This is a genomic window from Duganella dendranthematis (assembly GCF_012849375.1).
In the GTDB taxonomy this organism is placed as follows: domain Bacteria; phylum Pseudomonadota; class Gammaproteobacteria; order Burkholderiales; family Burkholderiaceae_D; genus Rugamonas; species Rugamonas dendranthematis.
In genome coordinates this window covers 4,968,108-4,986,981 of sequence record NZ_CP051684.1, presented here as the reverse complement: position 1 = coordinate 4,986,981, position 18,874 = coordinate 4,968,108, and the positions used below count along the sequence as shown (strand labels likewise).

Below are 18,874 nucleotides of genomic sequence, written 5' to 3'. Positions count from 1 at the left end.
TTCGGATAACATAGTGAGAATAGGAATCATTATCATATAGAGACACATGGATATCCCTCAAGAATTGCGCAAACTCGGCTTGAAAGCCACCCTGCCCCGGTTACGCATCCTGCAATTGTTCCAGGAATCGAAAAGCAAGCACCTGAGCGCGGACGATGTGTACCGCCTGCTGCACGATGAAAATATCGACATGGGACTGGCCACGGTCTACCGCGTGCTGATGCAGTTTGCCGATGCCGGCATCCTGATCCGCCGCCATTTCGAGTCGGTGGCATCGGTGTTTGAGCTGAACGAAGGCGGCCACCACGACCACCTGATCTGCACCAACTGCGGCAAGATGGAAGAATTCCTCGACGCTGAAATCGAGCAGCGCCAGGAAGCCGTGGCGGCGGAGCGCAACTTCGTGCTGCACGAGCACTCGCTGTCGCTGTACGGCTTTTGCGGCGACTGCGCCGCCAGCATCAAGCCGATGGGCGCCAAGAAGCTGCGGCGTTCCTGAACAGCTCTTCCACAAAGTCGACAAACACCTTGATTTTGGCGGCACGCTGATGGCGCTGCGGGTACAGCACCGACACCTCCGGCCCCGCCGCCTGCCACGGCTCCAGTAGCGGCACCAGCGCGCCGCTGCGCAGCGGCGCAATCAGCGACACCGTCAGATGCTGGACCACGCCGCCGCCCTGCACCGCCATGGCGATCAGCGAATCCACATGGTCCATCGCCACCACACCGCGCGGCGTGGCGGTGAACGGCTGGCCATCCTGCTGGAAGGCCCATGGCCTGATCTGGCGCGCCTTGGGATAGACAAAATTCAGGCATGGCAGGCGGTCCAGGTCATCCGGATGCTGCGGCTGGCCATGCTGCGCGATGAACGACGGCGCGGCGGCGCAGATATAGCGATTGCTGAAAATACTGCGGCCGATCAGCGCGGAATCCGCCAGCTCACCGATGCGCAGCATCACATCCACGCCCTCGTCCACCATGTCGATCAGACGGTCGCTGGCCGTCAGGCGCACGCTCAGTTCCGGATAGGCGGCCAGGAAGCGTGGCAAGGCCGGCGCCACATAGCCCTGCGCCAGAATGCCCGGCATGTCGACCCGCAGGCTGCCGCGCGGTTCGTGCAGGGCGTCGCTCAGGTTCGACTCCAGGTCGTCCATCTCGTCCAGCAGGCGGCGCGCCTGTTCGATGCAGCGGCGGCCTTCGTCGGTCAGCGACATGCTGCGCGTGGTCCGGTTCAGCAGCCGGACGCCGAAATGCGTCTCCAGAAGGCCGATTTGATGCGTGACCGACGAGGTGGAAATCCCCAGCTTGGCCGCCGCGCGGCTGAAGCCTCCCTCATCGACCACCGCGCAAAACACCTTCAGCGCATCCAGCCTGTCCATCCGATTTCTCCTTGATTATCCACGATTGCGGGATACTGCATCCCAGCTTGCCCGGTTTTTCCCGCCACGCGACTGCCTCAGAATGACTCCATCATCCAACGACAGGAGTCATCATGCAAGCCATCGTTTTGAATACCTTCGGCGCCCCGCTCACCCAACAGGATATCGCGCGTCCCGCCGCCGGCCCTGGCCAGGTGCTGGTGAAAGTGCACGCCAGCGGCGTCAATCCGCTCGACATCAAAATCGCCGCCGGCAAAGCCGATCATGCACGCGCCGTGCTACCGGCGGTGCTGGGCATCGATCTGGCCGGCGTGGTCGATAGCGTCGGCGACGGCGTACAAGGCTTCGCACCGGGCGATCGCGTCTACGGCATGACCGGCGGCATCGGCGGCGTGGCCGGTTCGCTGGCCGACTACGCGGCGGTGGATGCGCGCCTGCTGGCCCGCATGCCGGAACAGCTGCCGATGCGCGACGCCGCCGCCCTGCCGCTGATCTTCATCACAGCATGGGAAGGACTGGTGGACCGTGCCCGCGTCAGCGCCGGCAAAACAGTGCTGGTACAAGGCGGCGCCGGTGGCGTCGGCCACATGGCGGTACAACTGGCGATGACGCATGGTGCACAGGTTTATGCAACCGGCAGCGCCGGGCAGCGCGTCGTCATCGAAAGCCTGGGCGCCGTCTTCATCGACCGCGACACGCCGGTTGAAGACTACGTGCAGCAGCAGACCGGTGGCGAAGGTTTCGACATCGTCTACGACACCGTCGGCGGCGCCGTGCTGGACGCCTCGTTCCGCGCCGCGCGCCGCTATCACGGCCATGTGGTGAGCTGTCTTGGCTGGGGCACGCATGCGCTGGCGCCGCTGTCATTCCGCGCGGCCACCTACTCCGGCGTGTTCACGCTGCTGCCGCTGATCAGCGGTGAAGGTCGCGCCCACCATGGCGACATCATGCGCGAAGCCAGCGCGCTGGCCGCCGCGGGCAAACTGAAAGTGCTGCTGGACACGACGCGCTACACGCTGACAGCGGACAGCGTCAGCGCCGCCCATCGCGCCCTCGGCGAAGGCACCGCCAAAGGCAAAGTGGTGGTCGAGCTTACGGTATAAGCGTATCCGCCTCGCCGAAGGAAGCCGGCGGCGCGAACTGCATGCCCGGATTGGCGAACATCTTGACCGGTTTGGAGCGGTCATCCTTGATGTAGCCGAACTGCCCCGGATCGTAACGGAACTCGCCAGCGCTGTTGACGATGGAGATGCCACCGGCGCTGACGTGCACGTGCAGGCCCGGCTCCAGGCCGGAGGCCGGCACCGTCAGGTACTCCAGAAAGAAGGTGGTGCCGCGAATGCCGATGGTAGCGCTAGGCGTTTTGACCGCAAACTTTTCCTTGCTGCGCTTACCCAGCAAGCCGGTCACCGAGCGCAAACCGCCCTTCACCAGCGTGAAGGCGGCGCGGTCGCTTTCGGGCTTGGCGCTATCGAACAAAAACTGGTCGACCACCACCGTGGTCCCTGGTTTCAGCGTCAACTCGCTGTTATCGATGAAGCGCACCAGCGCATAGGCGCCGGCGGCGGTGATCAGCGTATCGCCGCTCTCCACCTCCGACCTGGCCTGCAAGGCCTTGACCGCGCCAGACGGCGAACGCGCGCTCATCGCGCCACTCACCTGCACCACCACGCCCGCCACCTGCGCCGCCATGGCGCAAGTAGCAGCGACCCACAGCAGCAACGCTACCAGTATTCGCATACGACACCTGTACAAGATATGAACAGGCGGTCTTATACCACGGATGCCGGCTCGTGGAACGGATAATCCGTGTAACCTACATGCGTGCCGCCCCAGAATGCCGAGCGGTCGTAGGCGTTCAACGGCAACCGGTACTTCAGGCGATACGGCAGATCCGGGTTGGAAGCGAAGAAGCGGCCGAAGGCAACCAGATCGGCTCCCCCTTTGCGCAGCAACGCCTCGGCGCCCTCACCATCGAATCCGCCGGCCGCGATAATGGCGCCGCTGAATACCTTGCGCAGCATCTCGGCAGCCACCGGTGGGCGATCATCCAGCGTCACCACACCTTTGACACGCGGCTCGATGATGTGCAGATAAGCCAGGCCAAATTTATCCAGCTCGCGCGCGGCATGGCTGAAGGTTGCCTGCGGATCGTAGTCCGACACCGATCCCCACTGCCCGCTCGGCGACAGGCGCACGCCAACCCTGTCCGCGCCCCACACCGACACCAGCAGTTCCAGCATCAAGCGCGCCCGCTTGGCGATGCTGCCGCCGTAAGCGTCGGTACGCAGGTTGGTGCCGTCCTGCAGGAAGGTATCCACCAGATAGCCGTTGGCCGCGTGCAGTTCGACGCCATCCAGTCCCGCCGCCTTGGCGCGTTCGGCGGCGCGGCGATAGTAACCGATCACGCGCCGGATTTCCTCCACATCAATGGCGCGATGCGGCGAGGCCGGCACCCAGCCATCCTGCGTCAGCATGTCGGTCTCGAACGGCACCACCGACGGTGCGATCGGCAGCGGACCGCCTGTCAGGTCAGCGTGCGACGCCATCGCCGCCGGCAAAGACGTCTACAGCGAATGGCCGCTGACGCCGCGCGCCGCGCTGACGCAGGAGCTGATCGTCTTGGCCGACAAGGCCGGCGCGCGCCACCTGGCCGGCTTGCAGCGCCGTCTCGGCGCCGACTACCGCTATGTGCGCGACCTGGTACGCGACGGTTATATCGGTGAACTGCGTTCGGCGCGGCTGCACGTCAGCGTCGAGTACTTCCAGTCCTCGCGGCTGCAAACGCTGTATTTCACCGTCCCGCAGGAGAACTATTCCGGCCTGCTGCACATCTACGGCGGCCATTTCTTCGACGCCGTCTTCAGCATGCTGGGCCACCCGACCAGCATCAGCGCGCTGGCTGTCAACCAGTTCAAGGAAGTGACGCTGATCGAAACCGGCGCAACGCTGCCGCACACGCTGGCCGACCAGGTGGTGGTGAATGGCAGCCCGACGATGCACCGGCTGATCGACAACATCGAGCTATCGAACGCCGATGGCCGCCGGGTTCAGACCAGTCCCGCCACGTAGCCTGACGACGCCATGCCGGTGCTGTAAACCGGCGCCGGCCGGCTGCGTTGGCGCTGCGGCTGCGGCATCTCGATCACCGCCAGCTCTTGCCTTGCGCTGCCGGCCAGCTTGAACACGCTGACGCTGCGCGCCAGGCGCTCCGCCTGCTCCTGCAGCGAGACGATGGCGGCCAGCGATTCCTCCACCAGCGTGGCGTTCTGCTGGGTCACGCTGTCCATCGAGGCCAGCGTGCGATTCACCAGTTGCAGGCCAAGGCTCTGCTCCCGCGTGCCGCTGCTGATATCGCCCATCAGCGTGGCGCCGCGCAGCACGCCCTGCACCACATCGTCGATGGTGGCGCTGGCGTTCTTCACTGCCTGGCCGCCGCTGTTCACTTCCGTCAGCGATTGCGCGATCAGATCCTTGATTTCCTTGGCTGACTGCGCGCTGCGCTGGGCCAGCGCCCGTACTTCACTCGCCACCACGGCAAAGCCGCGTCCCTGCTCACCGGCGCGCGCCGCTTCCACCGCCGCATTCAGCGCCAGCAGATTGGTCTGGAAGGCGATACCGTCCATCAGGCCGACGATGTCGCCGATGCGGCGCGACGAGGCGCTGATGCGCTCCATGGTCGCCGTCACCGCCGATACCGCCACTTCGGCCTCACGCGCCACGGCCGCCGTCTGGTCCATCAGCTTGTGCGCCTGCTCCGCCTTGTCGGCGTTGTCGGCGACGGTGGTGGTCAGTTCTTCCACGGTGGCAGCGGTTTCTTCCAGCGTGGCCGCCTGGCCTTCGGTGCGCTGCGACAGATCGCTGGTGCCGGCGGAAATCTGTGCCGACGCGGTGGCGATGGTGTCGGTGCCGCCGCGTACCTGCGTCACCATACGTTGCAGGTTGGTGCTCATCTGGTTCATGGCGCGCAGCAGTTCGGCGGTTTCATCGCGGCCGGCGATATCAGCATCCACCCGCAGGTCGCCCTCGGCCACCCGGCGCGCCACGTCCACGGCGCGCGCCAGCGGCACCGAAATCATGCGCGCCACACGCGCCGCCAGCAGCAGGCCAAGCATCAGCGCACCGGCCATGAAAGCGAAGATCAGGTGCCGCGCATGGCGGTAGGTCTGGTCCGCCGACAGCGCTGCCTGGGCGCTGCCCGCTTCGTTGATGGCGACCAGCTTGTCGATCAGCGCCATCGCCTCAAAGTCATACTTGCGCGATTCGCCGCGCACCACGGCCAGCGCGCCGGCGTCGTCGCCATGGCGCGACAAGGCCACCACCTGGCGCACCGCGCCACGGTAGGCATTCATCGAGACCTGCAATTGCGCCACGATGTCCAGTTCCGCGCTGCTACGCGGCTGGGCCGCGTAGGCGCTCAGCGACGCCTGCACCTGCTGCATCTGGTTTTCCATATCCTGCTCGTACTTGCGCAGGATGTCGGGTTCAGTCGACACCACATGGAACAGCTCAAAGGTGCGGAAGCGCGTCAGTCCGTACTTGATGTCCAGCGCATTGCGCACGCCCGGCGCCCAGCGATGGTCGATTTCATTGGTCACGCGGTCCAGCTCATACAGCTGGAACACGGAGAACACCCCCAGCGCCATCATCATCGCCAGCACGGCGGCCACCACCACATTCAGCTTTTTTGCGATCTTCAGATTGCGGAACCAGTTCATGTCGATCTCCTAATTCTGATTTATGCAGCCTGCAGTTGCAGGCTGCCTTCGAGGAAGTCCAGCGCGGATGCCGCTGGCAGCGGGCGGCTGTAGTAGTAACCTTGAATCTCGTCGCACCGCCAGCCACTCAGCATGGCGCGCTGCACTTCGGTCTCGACGCCTTCGGCGATCACCGTCATGCCCAGCGCGTGGCCAAGGCTGATGGTGGCCTGCACAATCGCACTCTGCTCGCTGACCGCATGCATATTGCGAACGAAGGACTGGTCGATTTTCAGCTTGTGGATCGGGAAGCGCGACAGATAGGCCAGGCTGGAATAGCCGGTGCCGAAATCGTCGATGGCCAGCTTGAGTCCCAGTGCACGCAGGCGGTGCAGCAAGGCGATCGCGCTTTCGGCGCCTTCCATCATCACGCTCTCGGTGATTTCCAGCTCCAGGCAGGAAGGATCGACATGACTGGTGGCCAGCAGGTCTTCCAGGTGCGCCAGGAAGCCCGGCGCGGCAAACTGGCGTGGCGAGATGTTCACCGCCACCGCTACGCGCTGGCCGGTTTCCGCCTGCCACACGCTGATCTGTCTGACCGCTTCTTCCAGCACCCAGTTGCCGATCGAGACGATCAGTCCCGATTCCTCGGCCAGCGGAATGAACTCCGCTGGCGAAATCAGCTTGCCGTGACGGCGCCAGCGCACCAGCGCCTCGAAGCCGATCAAGCTGCCATCGCTCAGCGATTGCTGCGGCTGATAATGCAGTTCCAGTTCCTCGCGTTCCACCGCATGGCGCAGCAGCGCTTCCATGTCCAGGCGTTCGCCGGCTTCCGCATTCAGTTGTTGCGAGTAGACTTCCAGCCTGTCGCCGCCGGCCTTGCGCGCCGCTTGCAGCGCGGCGTCGGCATTGCGCAGCAGGACGTCCGGATTGGCGCCGTGCTGCGGATAGTTGACCGCGCCCAGGCTCAGGGTGGTGTAGATTTCGTGGCCTTCGCAGTCATAAGGGTTGCGGACTTCATCCCGCAGCACCGACAGCGCTTCGGAGAAGGCCAGGTCGCTACAGTCGGTGCGGAACAGGATGGCGAAGTTGGCGCCGTCCAGGCGGAACACCTCGCCGCCATGGCGTTCCGCTGCGCTGCGGATGCGCCCCGCCAGGCCGATCATGACGCGGTCGCCGAATGCGTGGCCAAAGCCGCCGATAATGCGCGAGAAGCGATCGATGGTGCCCAGCACCACCACATGCGGCAGCGCCGGCAGCGACGCCAGGCGCGCCTCGAAACTGCGCCGATGGGCCAGGCCGGTCAGCGGGTCGTGGCGCGCCTGGTGGCTCAGTTCATCCTCCACCCGCACCCGGGCCCGGACGTGGTACAGCATGAACAAACAGGTCACCAGCGCCAGCACGTCGAACACGTGTACCAGACCGGTGATCCAGCCGATGGCGCGGTTGGCCATGGTGCCATTGTCGTAGATGGCGTCTTCCACGCCCTGTTGCAGGCCATCGACCCGCAGGCGCAGCTGCTTGACTTCCTCATTCATCTTGATCAGCACCGCGCGGGCGGCGTCTGGATCGGCGCCGACCTGGCGTTCAAATTCCGGGGTCAGCTGGATAATGCGCTGGTAGCCGGCGCGCAGTGCACCCAGCTCCGGGCCATCGCCCAGGCTGGGACGCAGTTGCTCCAGTGTGGCTTCGAGTTCGCTGCGGCCCATGCTTTCCAAAAATTGGAAGCGGTCCGGCGTGATCGAATCCGTAAACCGTTTGTCCAGCGCCAGCTGGTAGCGCAGCAAGGCGCTTTCAAAATCGCCCAGGTAACGCATCTGCGGGATAGTGCGGTTCAGCAGCGGCGTTTCGTTGTGGCGGATATTGTGCGCAGTGCGCTCCATGAAAATCGACAGCGTGACACTGGCGACGATCACCAGCAGCAGTAACAAATAAATAAGACGACGCGAACTGCTGATGGTGTGTTTCATGGTTTGTTACTCCTCGGCGTGGGTCGGGAAGCTGCCGCTGGCCTGATTCAGGCAACGCAGCAATTCGTTCGCTTCAAAGGGCTTGCTCAAAAAGCAGGAGGCGCCACCTTGCAAGGCACGCTTGCACAGGTTCGCTTCCGGGAAGGCGGTCATCAGGATCAATGGCAGCGGATTGCCGCTACGACGCAGCTGCTCCAGCAGCTCGATGCCGCTCATGCCGGGCATTTGCAGGTCGGTGATCACGCAGTGATAGTCGCCCAGGGCGCCGGAGGCCAGCAGGGCCAAGGCGGAATCATAGGCATTGGCGGCGTAGCCGTAGGAGCGCAGCAGGCTACGCAGACCGACGCGAACGGCTTCGTCGTCGTCAACGATAGCGATATTACAAAATTTTGGATCCGGATCTGACACTGGTGACTCCCATGTTCGGACGGCGGCTCGCGGCCGTCCAGCGCATGGGAGAACAATACAGTTCAGCGCGAATTGAGAAAATTATACAAGGGTATAGGTGGGCTAAACCTTGGCCAGCCCCAGCGCTTCGGCCATCCGCACCAGATCGGCGAAGGTTTTGGCCTGCATTTTGCGCATGGCGTTCCCGCGATGGATCTTGACCGTGATCTCGCTGGTGCCCACTTCGCCGGCGATCTGCTTGTTCATCAGCCCCCGCGCCGCCAGCGCCATGATCTCGCGCTCGCGCGGGGTCAGCGTCGCATAGCGGGCGGTCAGGCCGTCGCTGGCCTGGTCGCGCAGGCGCCGCGCCTGGTCGGCCGCCAGCGCCGTGTGGATGGCGTCCAGCAGGTCCTGGTCGCGGAACGGCTTGGCCAGGAAATCCACCGCGCCGGCCTTCATGGCCCGCACCGACATCGGAATGTCGCCATGGCCGGTCATGAAAATGATGGGCAGCGCCACGCCGTCGCGATTCAGCTCGGCCTGGAAATCGAGGCCGCTGAGGCCTTGCAGGCGCACGTCCAGCAGCAGGCAGCTGGTCAGATCGCGCCGCGGCTCGGCCAGGAACGCGGCCACCGACGGAAAAGCCGCCACCTGCATGCCGACCGAGCGCAAAAGGCTGGAAATGGCGTCGCGCAGCTGCGCCTCGTCGTCGACGATGTAGACCAGGGCGTCGGAATAGTCAATCTGGTTCATGAACAGGCAATGTGAAAAGAATGGTGGCGCCGGCCACAGGGCTGTCTGGCGCCGGCTCCCGGACCCAGATCCGGCCGCCGTGGGTTTCAATAATGGAGCGGCAGATCGGCAGTCCCATGCCCATGCCGTCTTCCTTGGTGCTGTAGAAGGCTTCGAACAGCCGTGGCACGGCGCTGGCCGGGATGCCGGGACCGGAGTCGCTGATGCTGACCTGGAGCGCGCCGTCGGCATTGCGCTGCGTCTGCACCGTCAGCACCGCCTGGCCGGGCGCGCACGTGCCCATGGCCTGGATCGCGTTCATCAGCAGGTTGATGAACACCTGCTGCAGCTGCACGCGGTCGCCGTTGACCGGCGCCAGGTCCGGCGTCAGTCCCAGCATCAGCGCCACGTGGTGGTTATTCAGTTCGCGCCGCACCATGTCGACGCTCTCCTCCACCACCGCATTCAGGTCCAGCCCCGTATAAGTCGGGTCGGTGCGGCGCGCCAGCGCGCGGATCCGCTTGATCACGCCGGTGGCGCGCGCGCTCGACTCCAGGATGCTGGTGACGGTGGCCTTGGCCTCGTCCAGTTCCGGCTTGGGACGATTCAGCCAGCGCAAACAGGCCTCGCCATTGGTCGATATCGCCGCCAATGGCTGATTGACCTCATGCGCGATGGACGCCGCCAGCTCGCCCAGCATGGTGACGCGGGTGGCGTGCGCCAGCTGCACCTGCGAGCGGTGCAGCGCTTGTTCGGCCAGCACCGCCGCCGTGACGTCGGTCAGCGCACCCAGATATTCGCAGTCACCGTCCTTGTTGTAGCGTGGACGCGACAGCACGTGCACATATTTGAGTTCCCCATCCGGCATCAGCAGGCGATGGCGGATGTCGATGTCACCTTCGCAGCGCAACGACTGGTCGATCGCCGCCTGCACGATATGGCGGTCTTCCGGCGCGGTATGGGCCAGCACGCGCGCCATGGTCGGCTCGACGTCGAGCGGATAGCCATAGATGCGGGCCGCCTCGTCGGACCAGAACATGGCGCCGTTGGGGGCCTTGAAACTGAAGCTGCCGGTCTTGCTGATGCGCTGGGTGCCGGCCAAAAAGGCCTCGCTACGGCGTAGCGCATCTTCGCGCGCCAGCAGCTCATCGGTGGCGGCCTGGCCGCGCAGTACCAGCACCGTGGTGACCACAATCGCCAGCAGCCCGACCAGCAGGCGCCCGGAAGCGGCGGCGGAAAACGCCTCGCTGTGCGTCACCGCATACGACAGCACCGTCAGCGCCAGGCAGGCGGCGCTGGCCAGCAGCACGCCGCGCCGAGCCCAGATGCCGGCCGACAGCAGTACCACCACCACGTACATGACGGCGATGGCCATGTCCAGCGGTGAAAACGTGTCGATCGCGAAGATCAACAGCATCAGCAAAATCAACAACGCAGACATCCATGGAGAACGCGGTACCCGAAGCATGCCTATCCTTTTTGGTTATATTGGCAATCTCCTGAATTATAGTGTGGTTTCGACGACTTGCATCCTATACTCCTGTATACGGTTATGTTCCAACTCCCTATTCCGAGGTATAGTGCCGGCCGCACCGCAATCAGCTACTCTTGGTATATTAATCTGCGGGAGACAAACCGTGAAATTGTATGAAACGCTGGCGGCCGATATCGCCAGCCAGATCGCGCAGGGGGTAATACGCGAGGGCGAGAAAATCCCCTCGGTGCGCCAGACCAGCCAACACCACAATTTGAGCGTCTCCACCGTCATCCGTGCCTTCCTGCTGCTGGAAAGCCAGGGCGTGATCGAAAGCCGGCCGCAGTCCGGCTACTTCGTGCGCCGCAAACCGACGGTGCAGGCCAGCGCCGCTGGCGATACGGCCGCGCCAACCGGGCCGGCCGACATGGCGCGCGGCGAAACGCTGGACACCAGCGAATTCGTACTCACCACCCTGCGTTCGATCAACCAGGGCAGCGTGCCATTGGGTTCGCCCTATCCCGATCCGGCCAGCTTTCCGTGGGCGCGGCTGAACCAATACGCCAACAGCCTGGCGCGCCGCGCCGGCCAGATGGGCATGACGGCCGACCTGCCGCCGGGGAATCCAGAGCTGATACGCCAGATCGCCCGTCGCCATCTGGAGAACGGCCTGCCGGTGGACGCCGGCGAAATCATCATCACCACCGGCGCCACCGAGGCGCTCAACCTCTGCCTGCAAGCGGTGGCGCCGCCCGGCAGCGTGATCGCGGTGGAATCGCCCACCTATTACGCGCTGCTGCAGGCGATTGAGCGCATGCGCATGCAGGTGGTGGAGATCCCCACCGATCCGGTGACTGGCATCGACCTCGAAGCACTGGAACGCGCGATTGTCGAGCGGGGCGTAGCGGCCTGCATGGTCATGCCCAACTTCCAGAACCCGCAGGGCTACCAGATGAGCGATGAGCGCAAACGCGCCATGGTGGAGATGCTGACGCGGCACGACGTGCCGGTGATCGAGAACGACGTCTATCACGAACTGTATTACGGCGATGTCCATCCAACCTCGCTGAAGAACTACGACACGCGCGGCCTGGTCCTGCACTGTAACTCGTTCTCCAAGACGCTCAGTCCCGCCAACCGCATCGGCTGGGCGCTGCCCGGCCGTTATCGCGCGCAGGTGGAGAAGCTCAAGTTCCTCAACACGCTCAACACCCCCGCACTGCCGCAGTTGGCGATTGCCGAGTACCTGAAGAACGACGGTTACGACTACCACCTGCGCAAGGTGCGCAAGGCCTACGCGCAAAACGCCAGCATCATGGCGGCGGCGGTGCGGCGCTTCTTCCCGTCCGGGACGTTGGTGTCGACGCCGGTCGGCGGCTACCTGCTGTGGGTGAACCTGCCGGACGGCATACAGGCGTTGGAACTGTATGCGCGGGCGCAGGAGCGCGGCATCAGCGTCGGCGCCGGCAATATCTTCGCCACCGGCGACGCCTTCCAGCATTGCATACGCCTTAACTACAGCTACCCGTGGACGCCGGAAGTGGAAGCGGCCGTGCGTACGCTTGGCCTGCTGGCCGGCGAACTGGCCAACTGTGCTCCTCGTCAAAAGGCGAATCTGTAGCCGTTGCCCTGCCAGTAGCGCGCTTATTCTGATAGCGTGCCAAACTACTGGGTCAAACTGCCATGAAAACCGCTCGCATCAAAGTCGCCAATCTCCTGATGATCGGCTTCGGATTGATTTGCCTGTTTCTTGCCGCCGTCATTACATTGGGCCTGTCGGAACAGGCCAAACTGAATGACGCCGCCGCCACCATGGCCGACGACCGCTGGCCGAAAATTGAACTGGCCACCGACGTGCGCCTGCGCGTGACCGATATCGCGGTCTCGCTGCGCAACCTGATGCTGACTACCGATTCCGCCGTGCGAGCGCACCAGATCGACAGCATCGAAGGCTATCGCCGCGACGCCGAAAGCAAGATCGCCGAACTGGATAAGCGCGTGGTGACGCCGGCCGGCCGCGCGGCGCTGGACAAGCTGCGCAGCGCCTATCAGGACTACGTCGTTGGCCAGAAAAAGCTCATCTCACTGGTGCAGGCCGGCCGCGATGACGAAGCGCGCGACTACCTGAACACGCACGTCAAGCCGATGCTGCAAGCCTGCCGCGAAACGCTGGCAGCGCAGATCAGCAACGAAGTGTCGTTGATGCGCGCCGCCCGAGAGCAGGCGGTGGAAGCCTACGCCGCCACCCGCCTCAAGATGCTGGCGCTCGGTGCGGCGGCGATGCTGATCTCGATCGGCGTGGCCGCCGCCATCATCGGCCGCCTGCGGCGCGACCTGGGCGGCGAACCGGATCAGGCGGCGCGCACCGCCGCCAGCATCGCCGACGGCGACCTGACGCGCGCCATCGCGCTGCGCCACGGCGACCGTAGCAGCATGCTGTATGAAATGGAGCACATGCGCGATAACCTTAGCCAGCTGGTGGCGCAAGTGCGCTCCGATACCGAGATGATCACCTCCGCCTCCAGCCAGATCGCCAGCGGCAACCTCGATCTGTCGGCCCGCACCGAGCAGCAGGCATCCAGTCTCCAGGAGACCGCCGCCGCCATGGAGGAACTGACCGCCACCGTGCAGCAGAACGCCGACCACGCGGCGCGCGCCAACACGCTGGCGTCGCACGCCTCCTCGATGGCCGGCAAGGGCGGCCAGGCGGTAGCCGCCGTCACAGAACGCATGGAAGCGATACGCGGTTCGGCCGCGCAGATGGCGGACATCATCGGCCTGATTGACGGTATCGCCTTCCAGACCAACATCCTGGCGCTCAACGCCGCCGTGGAAGCGGCTCGCGCCGGCGATGCGGGACGCGGCTTTGCCGTGGTGGCGGGCGAAGTACGCCAGCTGGCGCACCGCTCGTCCGAAGCGGCGCGCGACATCGGCAACTTGATCAAGGCGGCGGTGCAGCAGGTCGGCGCCGGCGACCAGCAGGTGCGCGAAGCCGCAGGAGCCATGCAGGACATCGTCGACAGTGTCGCCAACGTGGAGCAGATCATGGCGCAGATCAAGCATGCCAGCAGCGAGCAGCGCGCCGGCATCCTGGCCTGTAGCCAGGCGGTGGTGCAGATGGATCATGGCACGCAGCAGAACGCCGCGCTGGTGGAACAAGTTGCCGCCGCCGCGCACGCGCTGCAAGAACAGTCGGTACAGCTGGAGAATGCCGTCTCACGCTTCAAGATCGCCCCTGCCCCTGCCCCTGCTGATAATCGCACCCCACGCTTGATGGTGCCGTCATGACCCGCTTCCCCGACACCGCATTCGCGCTGCGCGCCGTCGTCATCGACGACTGCCCGGCGGACCTGGAAGCCACCGTCGCACAATGCCGCGCCGCCGGCATCATCGTCAACGGCTGGTCCGACTGCGGCGCCGGCGCACTGGAACTGATTGAGTCCCTGCCCTTGCCGCCCGACCTGGTCGTCACGGAACTCGACCTGCCCGACATGGACGGCACCGACCTGCTGCAAGCCCTCTCCATGCTGGAACCCGGCCTGCCGGTAGTGCTGGTCAGCCGCCACAGCGCGCGCCTGCACGACGCTGCGCTGACGCTGGCCGCCACGTTGGGACTGGAAGCGCTGGGTGCCCTGAACAAGCCACTGGAAGCACAAGCACTGCAGGACCTGGTCCAGGGCTGCGCACCCGCCGCCGCCCGCAGCGCCGCCCTGCTGGCCTTGCGGCCGCGCTGCGACGCCAATGTGCCACGGCCGGACGCCGGTGAAGTGCTCGGCGCCGTGCAGCAGCACCAATTCGAACTGTATTACCAGCCCAAGACCGCCCTGCATGACGGCGTTCTGCGCGGCGCCGAAGCCTTGCTGCGCTGGCGCCATCCGCATCACGGCCTGTTGTCGCCGGCCTGTTTCCTGCCGCAGGCGGAAGCGGCCAACCTGGTCGATATCCTTACCGTAGAAGTGGTCCGCATCGCGCTCAAGGACTGGCGCCGCTGGCATGCCGATGGCCTGTCGCTGCCGATCTCGATCAATCTGTCGCCGCTGTCACTGGCCGATCCGCACCTTGCGGAACAGCTGATCAAGGCCGTCAACGACGCCGGCGTGCCGCCGCGCGCCATCACCTTCGAGATTATCGAGCATGAGGAAATCGCCGACTTGGCCACCGCGCTGCGCATCCTCATCAAGCTGCGCATGCACGGCTTCGGCCTGGCACTGGACGATTACGGCGCCGGCTACGCCTCGCTGTTGCAGCTGTCACGCTTCCCGTTCACCGAGCTGAAACTGGACCGGCGCCTGGTGCACAACGCCAGCAAGCGCCCGCACATGCAAGCGTTGCTGCGCCACGCCATCGCCACCGCGCACGAAATCGGCGTCACCAGCGTGGCGGAAGGCATAGAGCTGGAACAGGATCGCCTGCTGTTGCGCGAACTGGGATGCGACCTGGCGCAGGGTTACCTGATCGCCAGGCCGATGCCGGCCGCTGCACTGCCGCTGTGGAGCGGCAAATCAGCTGCGGCAGGCAAAGTTGCAGGGACGGGTGCGGTGATCCAGCTGCGACCGTAGGATGTAGTTCCAGGCTAGAGCACAGGCGCCCGGCGATCCGGGCAAACAGAAGATCAAGGTATCGTTGGCGATACCCGCCACACAGCGCGACTGGATTGCGGCCGAGCCGATGTCGTTATACGATAGCTGGCGAAACAGCTCGCCAAAGCCGGGGATCGGCTGATCGAACAACACTTCCACCGCCTCCGGCACCGAATTATGGCGCGCAAAGCCAGTACCGCCGCTACTGATCACTACATCGATCTGCGGATCGGCGATGCATTCGCTGAAGGCGCGGCGCAACTGGTAGATATCGTCAAACACAATCTCGCGCCGCAAAACACGATGGCCGCCCTGTTCCAGATTGGCGGCCAATAAATCGCCGGCATCATCGTCGGCGGCGGTTCGTGTGTTGCTGACTGTGATAAGGGCACAGGTAAGCATATTTTCCTTTATGAGATGTTATAGCGTTCGCACGGTTCCATTTGATCCGGCACCTGTTCGCCGCACTGCTCCAGCAGCGAACGTTCGATATTGCGCGTCATGGCGTTCAGCGCCAGGCAGTTGGGATCGGTGCCGAACGGCTCCGAAATCTCCTGCGCGATCGCTTCCAGCGCAAACAGCGTGTAGGCCACGAAGACGCACACCAGCGGCGTCACCATGCCCAGATCCGCCACTAGTCCAAACGGCAGCATGAAGCAGTACAGATACACCGTGCGGTGTACCAGCACGCCGTAGGCAAACGGGATAGGCGTGTTGGAGATGCGTTCGCAACCACCAACGGCGGCGGCCAGTTCGCTGACCTGGGCATCCAGTATCCACAGCAGCGGTTCGCCTTCGCCGCGTTTGCGGCCGGCGCGCGACAGCATCAGGCGGATGCGGTCCAGCAGCGCCACTGGAATATAGTGCATGTCGCGCAATTCACGGGACTCCTCCGGCGAAAGATAGCGCGCCAGGTCTTCCGAAGGATCGGTTTTGCGCAGCTGGTGCGTGAGTGCGTAGACGAATGCGATCAGGCGCTGCACGAACAGCTTGCGTTCGAAGCCATCGCCATCTTGCGGCAGGTAGTTGACTACTTGCGACGTCAAGGCCCGCGCCGCGATCAGGATGCGGCCCCAGATCTGGCGCGCTTCCACATAACGCGCATAGGCGGCGTTGTTGCGGAACGCCAGGAAGATCGCCAGGCTGACGCCGATCAGCGGGAACGGCACCGTATCCAGCGGCATCTTGCCGCCCAGGATATGGCCATGGGTGACCACCGCCACCCCGCTGATCGCCAGGATGATCAGCAACTGCGGCACGATGGTTTTGAGTACGGAGCCATCCCAGATGAACAGCATCCGCAACCAATTGGTTGGCGGACGGATGATCATGATGCCGCCGCTGCCGTCAGCAATACCGGAATCGATTTGGAGGTCGGCGTGCCCGCGCCATCGGCCACGCTGGCCAGCGGCACCAGCGGATTGGTCTCCGGGTAATAGGCGCCGATGCAGCCGCGCGGGATATCGTAGGCCACCAGCATGAAGCCATCGGCGCGGCGCTCGATGCCATCGTCCCACACGCTTTGTACATCCACCCAGTCGCCGGCCTTCATGCCCAGCATGTCGATGTCGGCCTGGTTGATGAAGATCACCCGGCGCATGCCGAACACGCCGCGATAGCGGTCATCCAGCGCATAGATGGTGGTGTTGTACTGGTCATGCGAACGGGTGGTCATCATCACCATCAACTTTTCGCCATACTTGGCGCGGGCGCGGTGAATCGGCGTATCCAGCGCAATCCCATGCGGAACGAATTGCGCCTTGCCGCTGGTGGTATGCCATTCGCGCTCGCGCGACGCCACCTTGAGGTGAAAGCCGCCCGGCTTGGCCACGCGCGCGTTGTAATCGTAAAAATCGTCGAACACTTTTTCGATATCGTCTCGGATCAGCGCATAGTCGTCGCGGTAGGCCTTCCACTTCAACTGATAGCGGTCGCCAAGCGTGGCTTCCGCCATGCGCGAGACGATGGCGATTTCCGACAGCAGCTCCGGCGACGCCGGCTTGTTCAGGCCAAAGGAAATGTGCACCATGCTCATTGAGTCTTCCACCGTCACGCCTTGCGGCACGCCGTTCTGCGCATCGATCTCGGTACGGCCCAGCGTCGGCAGGATCAGCGCCTTGCGGCCGTGGATCAGATGGCTGCGATTCAGCTTGGTGGCCACGTGCACCGTCAACGCGCACGATTGCAGCGCCTTAAAGGTCAGCGGCGTGTCCGGCGTGGCCATGGCGAAGTTACCGCCCAGGCCCACAAACACCTTGACCCTCCCTTCCGCCATGGCGCCAATGGTGGCCACCACGTCCAGCCCATGGGGGCGCGGCGGCACGAAGTCGAACACACGCTCCATGCGGTCGAGGAAGGCGGCGGTTGGCTGTTCCTCGATGCCGACGGTGCGGTCGCCCTGCACATTGGAGTGGCCGCGCACCGGGCACAAACCGGCGCCCCGGCGGCCGATATTGCCGCGCATGAGCATCAGATTGGACAGCATCTGGATCGTCGCCACCGAATTTTTGTGCTGGGTCAGGCCCATGCCCCAGGTGGCGATCACGCGTTCGCCGCGCGCATAGATGTCCGCCAGCTGATCGATCTGTTCGCGCGACACGCCGGATTCCGCCACCAGCAGCGGCCACTTTTCCGCGCGCAGGTCACGCGCAAATTCCTGGAAGCCGGTGGTGTGCTGGGTGATGAAATCCAGGTCGATCAGGCGCTTCATGCCGATCAACACGGCGCGGTCATCCAGTTCCAGCAGGCGTTTGGCCAGGGCCTTGATCAGCGCCAGGTCCCCACTCAGCTTGGGTTGCACGAACAGTGAGCTGATCGGCGTGCTCGACATGGTCAGCATCTCCAGCGGGTGCTGCGGGCTGGTAAACCGCTCCAGCCCGCGCTCGCGCAACGGGTTAATGGAGACGATGGTGGCGCCGCGCTTGGCGCATTCGCGCAACTCGCCCAGCATGCGCGGGTGATTGGTGGCCGGATTCTGGCCGAAGATCAGCAGCGTGTCCGCGTGTTCGAAATCATCCAGCGTCACAGTGCCCTTGCCGATGCCGACGGTGCCCGGCAAGCCACGGCTGGTGGCCTCGTGACACATATTGGAGCAGTCGGGGAAGTTGTTGGTGCCATAGGCGCGCACGAACAGCTGGTACAGGAAGGCCGCCTCGTTGCTGGCGCGGCCGGAGGTGTAGAACGCTGCCTGGTTCGGGTCGTCCAGCATATTCAATTCATCGGCGATCAGGTGGAAGGCGTCGTCCCATGCAATCGGCGCGTACTTGTCGCTGGCCGGATCGTAGACCATCGGATGCGTCAGACGGCCATGCTGTTCCAGCTCATAGTCCGATTGCTGCAGCAGTTCGGCCACCGTATGCGCGGCGAAGAAATTCGGCGTCACGCGTTTGCTGGTGGATTCCGCCGCCACCGCCTTGACGCCGTTCTCGCAGAATTCGAAGGTGGAGGAATGCTCGCGGTCCGGCCATGCGCAGCCGGGGCAATCGAAACCATCCGGCTGGTTCTGCGCGAAGAGCGACTTGTAATTGACGCCGCTCACGCGCTCCTTGAACAGGTTAATCGCCACATACTTCAACGCGCCCCAGCCGGCGGCGGCGTGGTGGTAGGGTTGAATGTGTCCTGTTTTTTCTTTTTGGTCGGCCATGATGAACGCTCC

General features: G+C 64.2%; 17 protein-coding genes. 6 read left to right on the top strand and 11 right to left on the bottom strand.

Annotated elements, in window-relative coordinates:
• Positions 1-46 precede the first annotated feature (46 nt).
• Positions 47-499 (top strand): ferric iron uptake transcriptional regulator, encoded by a 453-nt coding sequence (gene fur / locus HH213_RS22925; RefSeq protein WP_110848242.1) that lies wholly within the window; start codon positions 47-49, stop codon positions 497-499.
• Here the strand turns inward: fur and HH213_RS22920 are convergent.
• Entirely contained in the window at positions 462-1,379 is a 918-nt protein-coding gene (locus HH213_RS22920) for a LysR family transcriptional regulator (protein WP_169113769.1), read from the bottom strand. The genes fur and HH213_RS22920 overlap by 38 nt on opposite strands.
• 113 nt (positions 1,380-1,492) lie before the next feature.
• On the opposite strand from HH213_RS22920, the gene HH213_RS22915 reads away from it, so the two are divergent.
• Positions 1,493-2,482, top strand: a complete 990-nt coding sequence (locus HH213_RS22915; RefSeq protein ID WP_169113768.1) for a zinc-dependent alcohol dehydrogenase family protein — start codon at positions 1,493-1,495, stop codon at positions 2,480-2,482.
• Here the strand turns inward: HH213_RS22915 and HH213_RS22910 are convergent.
• Positions 2,472-3,119 (bottom strand): FecR family protein, encoded by a 648-nt coding sequence (locus HH213_RS22910; RefSeq protein WP_169113767.1) that lies wholly within the window; start codon positions 3,117-3,119, stop codon positions 2,472-2,474. The genes HH213_RS22915 and HH213_RS22910 overlap by 11 nt on opposite strands.
• 32 nt (positions 3,120-3,151) lie before the next feature.
• Positions 3,152-3,856, bottom strand: a complete 705-nt coding sequence (locus tag HH213_RS22905; RefSeq protein ID WP_308494506.1) for an oxidoreductase — start codon at positions 3,854-3,856, stop codon at positions 3,152-3,154.
• Here HH213_RS22905 and HH213_RS22900 point away from each other — a divergent pair.
• Complete coding sequence (locus HH213_RS22900) at positions 3,855-4,451, top strand: Gfo/Idh/MocA family protein (RefSeq protein ID WP_217363459.1); 597 nt, start codon at positions 3,855-3,857, stop codon at positions 4,449-4,451. The two genes, HH213_RS22905 and HH213_RS22900, sit on opposite strands and share 2 nt — an antisense overlap.
• Here the strand turns inward: HH213_RS22900 and HH213_RS22895 are convergent.
• The 5 genes from HH213_RS22895 to HH213_RS22875 all read right to left on the bottom strand — a co-directional run bounded on the left by HH213_RS22895 (position 4,430) and on the right by HH213_RS22875 (position 10,582).
• Positions 4,430-6,097, bottom strand: coding sequence for a methyl-accepting chemotaxis protein (locus tag HH213_RS22895; RefSeq protein ID WP_169113765.1), 1,668 nt, complete (start codon positions 6,095-6,097; stop codon positions 4,430-4,432). The genes HH213_RS22900 and HH213_RS22895 overlap by 22 nt on opposite strands.
• Before the next feature lie 20 nt (positions 6,098-6,117).
• Positions 6,118-8,046: a putative bifunctional diguanylate cyclase/phosphodiesterase gene (locus HH213_RS22890; protein ID WP_169113764.1), complete on the bottom strand. Its 1,929-nt coding sequence runs from the start codon at positions 8,044-8,046 to the stop codon at positions 6,118-6,120.
• Positions 8,047-8,052: 6 nt separating this feature from the next.
• Positions 8,053-8,454, bottom strand: coding sequence for a response regulator transcription factor (locus tag HH213_RS22885; protein ID WP_110848248.1), 402 nt, complete (start codon positions 8,452-8,454; stop codon positions 8,053-8,055).
• 102 nt (positions 8,455-8,556) lie between these two features.
• On the bottom strand, positions 8,557-9,186 hold the full coding sequence (locus HH213_RS22880) for a response regulator transcription factor (protein WP_110848249.1): 630 nt from the start codon (positions 9,184-9,186) through the stop codon (positions 8,557-8,559).
• Complete coding sequence (locus HH213_RS22875; RefSeq protein ID WP_169113763.1) at positions 9,173-10,582, bottom strand: sensor histidine kinase; 1,410 nt, start codon at positions 10,580-10,582, stop codon at positions 9,173-9,175. Before HH213_RS22875 ends, HH213_RS22880 begins: the two co-directional genes overlap by 14 nt.
• 220 nt (positions 10,583-10,802) lie before the next feature.
• Here HH213_RS22875 and HH213_RS22870 point away from each other — a divergent pair, with 220 nt between their 5' ends.
• The 3 genes from HH213_RS22870 to HH213_RS22860 all read left to right on the top strand — a co-directional run bounded on the left by HH213_RS22870 (position 10,803) and on the right by HH213_RS22860 (position 15,198).
• Positions 10,803-12,260 carry an aminotransferase-like domain-containing protein gene (locus HH213_RS22870; protein WP_169113762.1) on the top strand — a complete coding sequence of 486 codons (1,458 nt, stop codon included), beginning with the start codon at positions 10,803-10,805 and terminating at the stop codon, positions 12,258-12,260.
• Between the two features lie 62 nt (positions 12,261-12,322).
• Positions 12,323-13,927, top strand: coding sequence for a methyl-accepting chemotaxis protein (locus tag HH213_RS22865; RefSeq protein ID WP_169113761.1), 1,605 nt, complete (start codon positions 12,323-12,325; stop codon positions 13,925-13,927).
• Positions 13,924-15,198, top strand: a complete 1,275-nt coding sequence (locus tag HH213_RS22860) for an EAL domain-containing response regulator (RefSeq protein WP_169113760.1) — start codon at positions 13,924-13,926, stop codon at positions 15,196-15,198. The genes HH213_RS22865 and HH213_RS22860 overlap by 4 nt, the downstream gene beginning before the upstream one ends.
• Here the strand turns inward: HH213_RS22860 and HH213_RS22855 are convergent.
• Genes HH213_RS22855 through HH213_RS22845 form a run of 3 tightly spaced genes read right to left on the bottom strand, consistent with a single transcriptional unit; the run spans position 15,142 to position 18,862 of the window.
• The gene (locus HH213_RS22855) at positions 15,142-15,621 is read right to left on the bottom strand and encodes a molybdenum cofactor synthesis domain-containing protein (RefSeq protein ID WP_169113759.1); all 480 of its coding nucleotides are present in this window, start codon (positions 15,619-15,621) and stop codon (positions 15,142-15,144) included. The two genes, HH213_RS22860 and HH213_RS22855, sit on opposite strands and share 57 nt — an antisense overlap.
• Before the next feature lie 8 nt (positions 15,622-15,629).
• Positions 15,630-16,550, bottom strand: coding sequence for a bestrophin family protein (locus HH213_RS22850; RefSeq protein WP_169113758.1), 921 nt, complete (start codon positions 16,548-16,550; stop codon positions 15,630-15,632).
• A complete protein-coding gene (locus tag HH213_RS22845; RefSeq protein ID WP_169113757.1) occupies positions 16,547-18,862 on the bottom strand; it encodes an FdhF/YdeP family oxidoreductase in 2,316 nt (771 codons plus the stop codon). The genes HH213_RS22850 and HH213_RS22845 overlap by 4 nt, the downstream gene beginning before the upstream one ends.
• Between the last annotated feature and the right edge of the window lie 12 nt (positions 18,863-18,874).

Excerpts from the sequence above, each read along its gene's own strand:
- fur (WP_110848242.1), top strand. The coding sequence starts at position 47 with ATGGATATCCCTCAAGAATTGCGCAAACTCGGCTTGAAAGCCACCCTG.
- HH213_RS22920 (WP_169113769.1), bottom strand. The coding sequence starts at position 1,379 with ATGGACAGGCTGGATGCGCTGAAGGTGTTTTGCGCGGTGGTCGATGAG.
- HH213_RS22915 (WP_169113768.1), top strand. The coding sequence starts at position 1,493 with ATGCAAGCCATCGTTTTGAATACCTTCGGCGCCCCGCTCACCCAACAG.
- HH213_RS22910 (WP_169113767.1), bottom strand. The coding sequence starts at position 3,119 with ATGCGAATACTGGTAGCGTTGCTGCTGTGGGTCGCTGCTACTTGCGCC.
- HH213_RS22900 (WP_217363459.1), top strand. The coding sequence starts at position 3,855 with ATGTCGGTCTCGAACGGCACCACCGACGGTGCGATCGGCAGCGGACCG.
- HH213_RS22905 (WP_308494506.1), bottom strand. The coding sequence starts at position 3,856 with ATGCTGACGCAGGATGGCTGGGTGCCGGCCTCGCCGCATCGCGCCATT.
- HH213_RS22895 (WP_169113765.1), bottom strand. The coding sequence starts at position 6,097 with ATGAACTGGTTCCGCAATCTGAAGATCGCAAAAAAGCTGAATGTGGTG.
- HH213_RS22890 (WP_169113764.1), bottom strand. The coding sequence starts at position 8,046 with ATGAAACACACCATCAGCAGTTCGCGTCGTCTTATTTATTTGTTACTG.
- HH213_RS22880 (WP_110848249.1), bottom strand. The coding sequence starts at position 9,186 with ATGAACCAGATTGACTATTCCGACGCCCTGGTCTACATCGTCGACGAC.
- HH213_RS22875 (WP_169113763.1), bottom strand. The coding sequence starts at position 10,582 with ATGCTGTTGATCTTCGCGATCGACACGTTTTCACCGCTGGACATGGCC.
- HH213_RS22865 (WP_169113761.1), top strand. The coding sequence starts at position 12,323 with ATGAAAACCGCTCGCATCAAAGTCGCCAATCTCCTGATGATCGGCTTC.
- HH213_RS22860 (WP_169113760.1), top strand. The coding sequence starts at position 13,924 with ATGACCCGCTTCCCCGACACCGCATTCGCGCTGCGCGCCGTCGTCATC.
- HH213_RS22855 (WP_169113759.1), bottom strand. The coding sequence starts at position 15,621 with ATGCTTACCTGTGCCCTTATCACAGTCAGCAACACACGAACCGCCGCC.
- HH213_RS22850 (WP_169113758.1), bottom strand. The coding sequence starts at position 16,550 with ATGATCATCCGTCCGCCAACCAATTGGTTGCGGATGCTGTTCATCTGG.
- HH213_RS22845 (WP_169113757.1), bottom strand. The coding sequence starts at position 18,862 with ATGGCCGACCAAAAAGAAAAAACAGGACACATTCAACCCTACCACCAC.